This is a genomic window from Haladaptatus sp., from assembly GCF_049589095.1.
Classification (GTDB): domain Archaea; phylum Halobacteriota; class Halobacteria; order Halobacteriales; family Haladaptataceae; genus Haladaptatus.
Genome location: NZ_JBAWAC010000124.1, coordinates 1 through 4,846 on the forward strand (window position 1 = coordinate 1; position 4,846 = coordinate 4,846).

At 60.7% G+C, this 4,846-nt stretch carries 5 protein-coding genes; 2 read left to right on the top strand and 3 right to left on the bottom strand.

The annotated features are described in order from the left end of the window. On the top strand, positions 1-211 hold a 211-nt coding region (locus WBV42_RS04290), incomplete at its 5' end, for an Lrp/AsnC ligand binding domain-containing protein (protein WP_423984931.1). A 15-nt stretch (positions 212-226) separates the two neighbouring features. Here the strand turns inward: WBV42_RS04290 and WBV42_RS04295 are convergent. From WBV42_RS04295 to WBV42_RS04305, 3 genes are read right to left on the bottom strand one after another with little or no spacing between them, the layout of a single operon-like run. Beyond that, the gene (locus WBV42_RS04295) at positions 227-685 is read right to left on the bottom strand and encodes a DUF5813 family protein (protein ID WP_423984932.1); all 459 of its coding nucleotides are present in this window, start codon (positions 683-685) and stop codon (positions 227-229) included. A 32-nt stretch (positions 686-717) separates the two neighbouring features. Further along, positions 718-2,829, bottom strand: a complete 2,112-nt coding sequence (locus WBV42_RS04300) for a hypothetical protein (protein WP_423984933.1) — start codon at positions 2,827-2,829, stop codon at positions 718-720. A gap of 12 nt (positions 2,830-2,841) precedes the next feature. Beyond that, positions 2,842-3,765 (bottom strand): DUF7504 family protein, encoded by a 924-nt coding sequence (locus WBV42_RS04305; protein WP_423984934.1) that lies wholly within the window; start codon positions 3,763-3,765, stop codon positions 2,842-2,844. A gap of 445 nt (positions 3,766-4,210) precedes the next feature. Here WBV42_RS04305 and WBV42_RS04310 point away from each other — a divergent pair. Continuing rightward, positions 4,211-4,846: hypothetical protein (locus WBV42_RS04310; protein WP_423984935.1), on the top strand; the 636-nt coding region annotated here is incomplete at its 3' end.

The following is a 4,846-nucleotide window of genomic DNA, read 5'->3' on the forward strand; positions in this document are numbered from 1 at the left end:
GGTCAAGGCGAACACGGGAGAGGCTGATCGACTGAAGAACGCGATTCTCGACATCGAGGGGGTCGAAGACGCCCACATCGTCGCCGGGGACGTCGACATTATCGTCAAGGTCAACGTCGACAACCCCGCCGAAGTGAAGACCGTCGCTGCCGACGGGATTCAGGGCGTACAGGGCGTCGAGGACACCCAAACGTACATCTCGATGGATTGAGGTCCCGACGGAAAATCAGTCGTACTGTTGGTGTGCCCGGTTCAGCATTCCCGCCGCTGGCTCACCGTACTCGTAGCCCGGAATGATCCCTTGCATCCACGTTCCCTCGGCGAAATCCACGATAGCCTTGGCGTCGTCGGCCGCCTTGTCGCTCCCCGAGAACTCGACCGAGAGAACTACTTCGTCCCCGGCGCGCTCGACCGTCGGCGGCGTCGCATCGTCCGCCGAAACGACGCTGTGAGCGTCTTCCAACCGTAGTTCGAGCGTTTCGAACCAGCCGGATTCGACGACGTCTGCGACCGGTTCGTCCGTCACGACGGCCGACAACGTCGGCATTCGTACGGTCACTTCGATGCTATCGTCTACTGTAACAGATCCGTCGAACGGTGTCGTGGTTACGACGTACTCCTCATCGTCGTCTTCGAATCCGTCGTGGAGACGAAACGCCCGTTCGACCGCGTCCTTCCGATTCATTGGTCCCGTTAGGGAGGGGAGAGGGAAGGGCGTTACGAGAGGTCCCGACGGATGTCGATCTCGGACGACCACCGCATCTCGTCGTCGTACATGACCGGCGTCTCCGCGAGACCGAAACACCGTTGCAGTTCGTCTCCCGTGAGCGTGAACGTCGGGCGATCGCCGCCGACGAGGAAGTATCGCTCTACGCCGTCGAGGAACGGCATGGCGAACGATCCTATCGGGTTCCGACTCGTCGGAAACATGCGCATACGGAACTCGTACTCGTCGCCGCCCAACGGTTCGACGAAGAAGATGGTCGGTGCACTCTCCGATTGGACGACTTGGATGCCGCCGTCACCCACGACGACGTACTGATTGCCGACGAGTCGGCGACGTTTGGCGATCGAAAGCGCCGCCCGGAGCGGGAATCCGGCGTTGAGCAGTCTGGCGATCGTCCGCCCGATGACCGTCGCACCGGCGTTTCCGATCTCGCTGTACGTGACGATGCCGCCGACGCTTCCCGCCTCGACGAGTCGCTTTCCGGGGACGTAGGATCGACACGCGTTCAACAGGAACATGTCCACGCCGATGTCTCCGACATCGGCTGGGTGGAGCAGCCCGTCGTGGCAGACGAACGCCTCGTTTTCGACGTGGCCGATGTAGTGGAAGAAGTCCGTCGGTTCTCGAAGATGGTTTCGAAGCTCCGCCGTCGAGCAGTTCTGCTCGACGGTCACGTCGAACGGCAGTCGGTCGCGGTTGCCGTACAGGGTATCCTGATACTCCGCCCGCATCTTCGGGTCGTTACAGACGATGGTGATTTTGGCATCGTCCGCCGACTCCTCGCGGTCCAACCGGTGTTCGAACCCGGACGGGATCAGTTTGTTTCCGCCGACCGGTGCACCGTTCCCGAGCCACGCGTGTTCGAGCGTGTCGGTGTCCGACGGGAGGACGTACTGTTCGTCCGGAATGGGTGACGACGGATACGTCGGGTTCGTTTCCGTCGTCCGCGTGAATTCGCTGATAGCAGTCGGTGATGCGACCGCGCTCTTCGCTTCCCGGTTCCGTGTTTTCACGTCGAGAATCGGCAAGTCCCTGAGGACGTACGGGAGCTGTGCTACGTTTTCGGCTTCGGACGTAAGTTGTAGCGTGAGTCGCCACGTCGGAAGTTCGTCCTCGATGAGCGAAAACGGTACGTCGAGATACGCATCGAGTTGCTCGGCGAGCGACGCATCGTAGAGGGATTCAAAATCGAGATCGAGCATCGATCCGACCTGCTCGCGTTCGTGCAACTCGACTCGGTACAACCCCTCCGTTCGGACGAGACAGTCGAGGAACAGCGTCTGTTTGAGGACGCGCGCCACTTCACCCTCGAACCCGCGTTCGGGATGATCGAGCGAGTGGATGCCCCTGTTCGTGACGATTCGGGGTGTTTCGCCGGGAACGACGGTCGCCCCGAGATAGTACGCTAGCGGGACGACGGGGAAAACGAACTCGTATTCGGGTGGGACTTCGATGGTGATGCCCGTCTCCGGCGGTTGCAGGTCGTCCGGAATCCGAAGTTCGTCGCCGAATTCGACCACCGGGGGATGGCCCCGGAGGGTCGGGAACGAGCGCTCGGGGGAGAACGTCTTCAACGCCGACCCGAACGTCGAGACGGCGGCCATCACGTCCGCCGGATCGGTCGTCGTAGTCACCGTTCCCGCCGGACGGGTGTGGTCCGACCGAGCACCGATTTCGATGGCGACTTCGTCGCCGAACGAGATATGGAATTCGTCGCCCCGAATCTCGAACGTGACGGACGATTCGACGCGCAAATACGTCTTCACTTTCGTCGTCAGTTCGATGTAATACTCACCGCTGGGGAGCGTTACTTCCTTTTCGTAGTCGACAGCGGCGATCAGTTCCCCGGATTCATCGCGGACGTAGGCGGAAATGACGAACGGGAACTCGATCCGATCCGTCCGGATGCGAGCGACGGCACCGACCGGTGCGTCGAACTCTTCGACCGGGACGGGTTGTGGGGTCACCGGTCGAGTCGTACCGATCGAGTACTGACTCCGTTCGAGCGGGTCGATGATGGTCAACCCGACGGGGTCATCCCGTAGTTGGAAGAGAGGTTGGACGCTTGTTCCGACGGTATCGGAAACGGGTACGTCACTCATTGTTGGATGGTTTCAGAGGTCGAACCACTCGGTCGTATGATTCGTTTCACGGAGATACCAGCGCTGTTCCGGGCCGCTCTCCCCCGCGCGGAGTTCGATTATCGCGTCGAACTTGTGGGCGATTGCGGTGACTTGGGGAGAGTCTCGCTCAATGGGGAGAACGTAGTGGGCCATTCCGGCGACGTCTTTGATGCGCTCGCAGATCGGCCCAAGGAACGCATCGACTTCGGCGTCGTCGTGGTTTTCCACCAACGGACGGAGCGTGTCGAAGCAGAACCGAAGCTCTGCAGGGGCAAAGCCCCCGTGACTCTCGTCGAGTTTATCGATGGTCTCGACGATCGTGCTTCGAAATTCCTCGATACCACCGTCGACGCGTTCTACGGTGAGGGTGTCCGACATCGTCGAATCGGTGCTAACGGACCGCGCACCGGTATGATAGTCAACGACGTGAGCGTTGGAACCCATGCCGTTGGCCATCGCGAGGCGACTGCGTGCCGTCGTGATGCTCCTGTCGTGGAGCGCGAAGAGTCGCGTTCGATCGTGTGCCATCTCACCGAGAAGCGGAACGCTGGCCGCGTCGATCACGGAATCCGGAACCGCCCCAACGACGAGGAGGTTCCCCCCGAGTTGCTTGATTCGCGCCAAACCGGGTTGCACCGTGATGGTTCCGTCGCCACGGATGGTCACGTGGTGACCGTACAGTGAAAACGAGAGTCGGCCACCCCGTCGTGCCACGCCGTCGTCGCGTGGTTTGAAGAGCCTGTCGAGCGCCTCCGGGTCGATAACGTCGTAGAGTTGTTCGGGGATGTCCGAAGGTTCGACACCCGCCACGTCCGCAACAGCCACCGTTACCGTCGTACTGAGCGACTGCGGGCCGGTAAGGTCGTGTTGCACGCGATGGACGTCGCGCTCGTCGGAGGGACCATCCTCGTTCATATACTTTGTAAGCGTCGGCGAGCAACAGTCAAAAATCCATCGTCGGTGACTCGACACTGGATTTGGGAAGTTCGCCGGAAATCGTCGTATAGTATCGGGATTCTGACTTCAGAACCGATTAGAAATAGTGGGTGTAGGAACCCGATTGTCTTTTTATTGACATTCGTGTGAGTGCTCGAACGGGAGTGGAGATGTCGCTGAAATACCGCGGGACCGCCGTCGGTGACATCACTCGACCCACGAATACGCACGGGAGGACAACCACGGAACCACGATCAGCAGAACGCCGAGACAGCCAACGAGGAGCGCCACGGTATCGCCGAGCGTCCACTCGTTCGTCGTGTTTTCACCGCCATTTGACGGCGGATTTGGTCCGCTGGAATCGCCCCCACCCGTCGAGTTCGTCGTCGCGGGTACCGCTTCTGTCCGTGTCCTCGTTCGTCGGTTGGTAGTCGCCCACGTCGTTTTTCGTCCTGCACTGGTCGTCGCAGTCTTCGTAGACGCCGGTGGTTCCGTCGTTTCGGTCGTGCTCCGGGTCGTTTTCGTCTCGGCCGTCGCTGTCGTGGCCGTCGGAACCGCGGTAGTCGTCGGTGTGGTAGTGGCCGCGGTTGTCGTCTGTGTAGTTGCTGGAACCGTCGTCGTGGTCGCCGTCGTCGTCGTGGTGGTCGCTGTCGTAGTTTGCGTAGTCGTTGGAACCGTCGTCGTGGCAGTGGCCGTCGTCGAAGTCGTGGTTTGTGTGGTCGTTGGAACCGTCGTCGTGGTGGTCGCTGTCGTCGACGTCGTAGTTTGTGTAGTCGTGGTGGTTGTCGAAGTCGTGGTCGTCGTTGTCGATGCCGTTCCCGTTGTACTCGTCGTCGCTGTCGATGTCGGTGTCGTTGTAGCCGTTGCAGTCGTTGTAGTCGTCGTTCCGTTGGTTGTCGTCCCGTTGATTGTCGTCGTCCCGTTCGTCGTCGTATTACCGGCCGCGGCGGAGGCGATTCGTGGTCCGTCGGGCCCGCCGATCGTCGAACTCGATATTCCGGCGAGAAGGAGTCCCGCAATGGAGACGAGGAGCAGCACGCGGGCTGTCGAAGTTCGCATG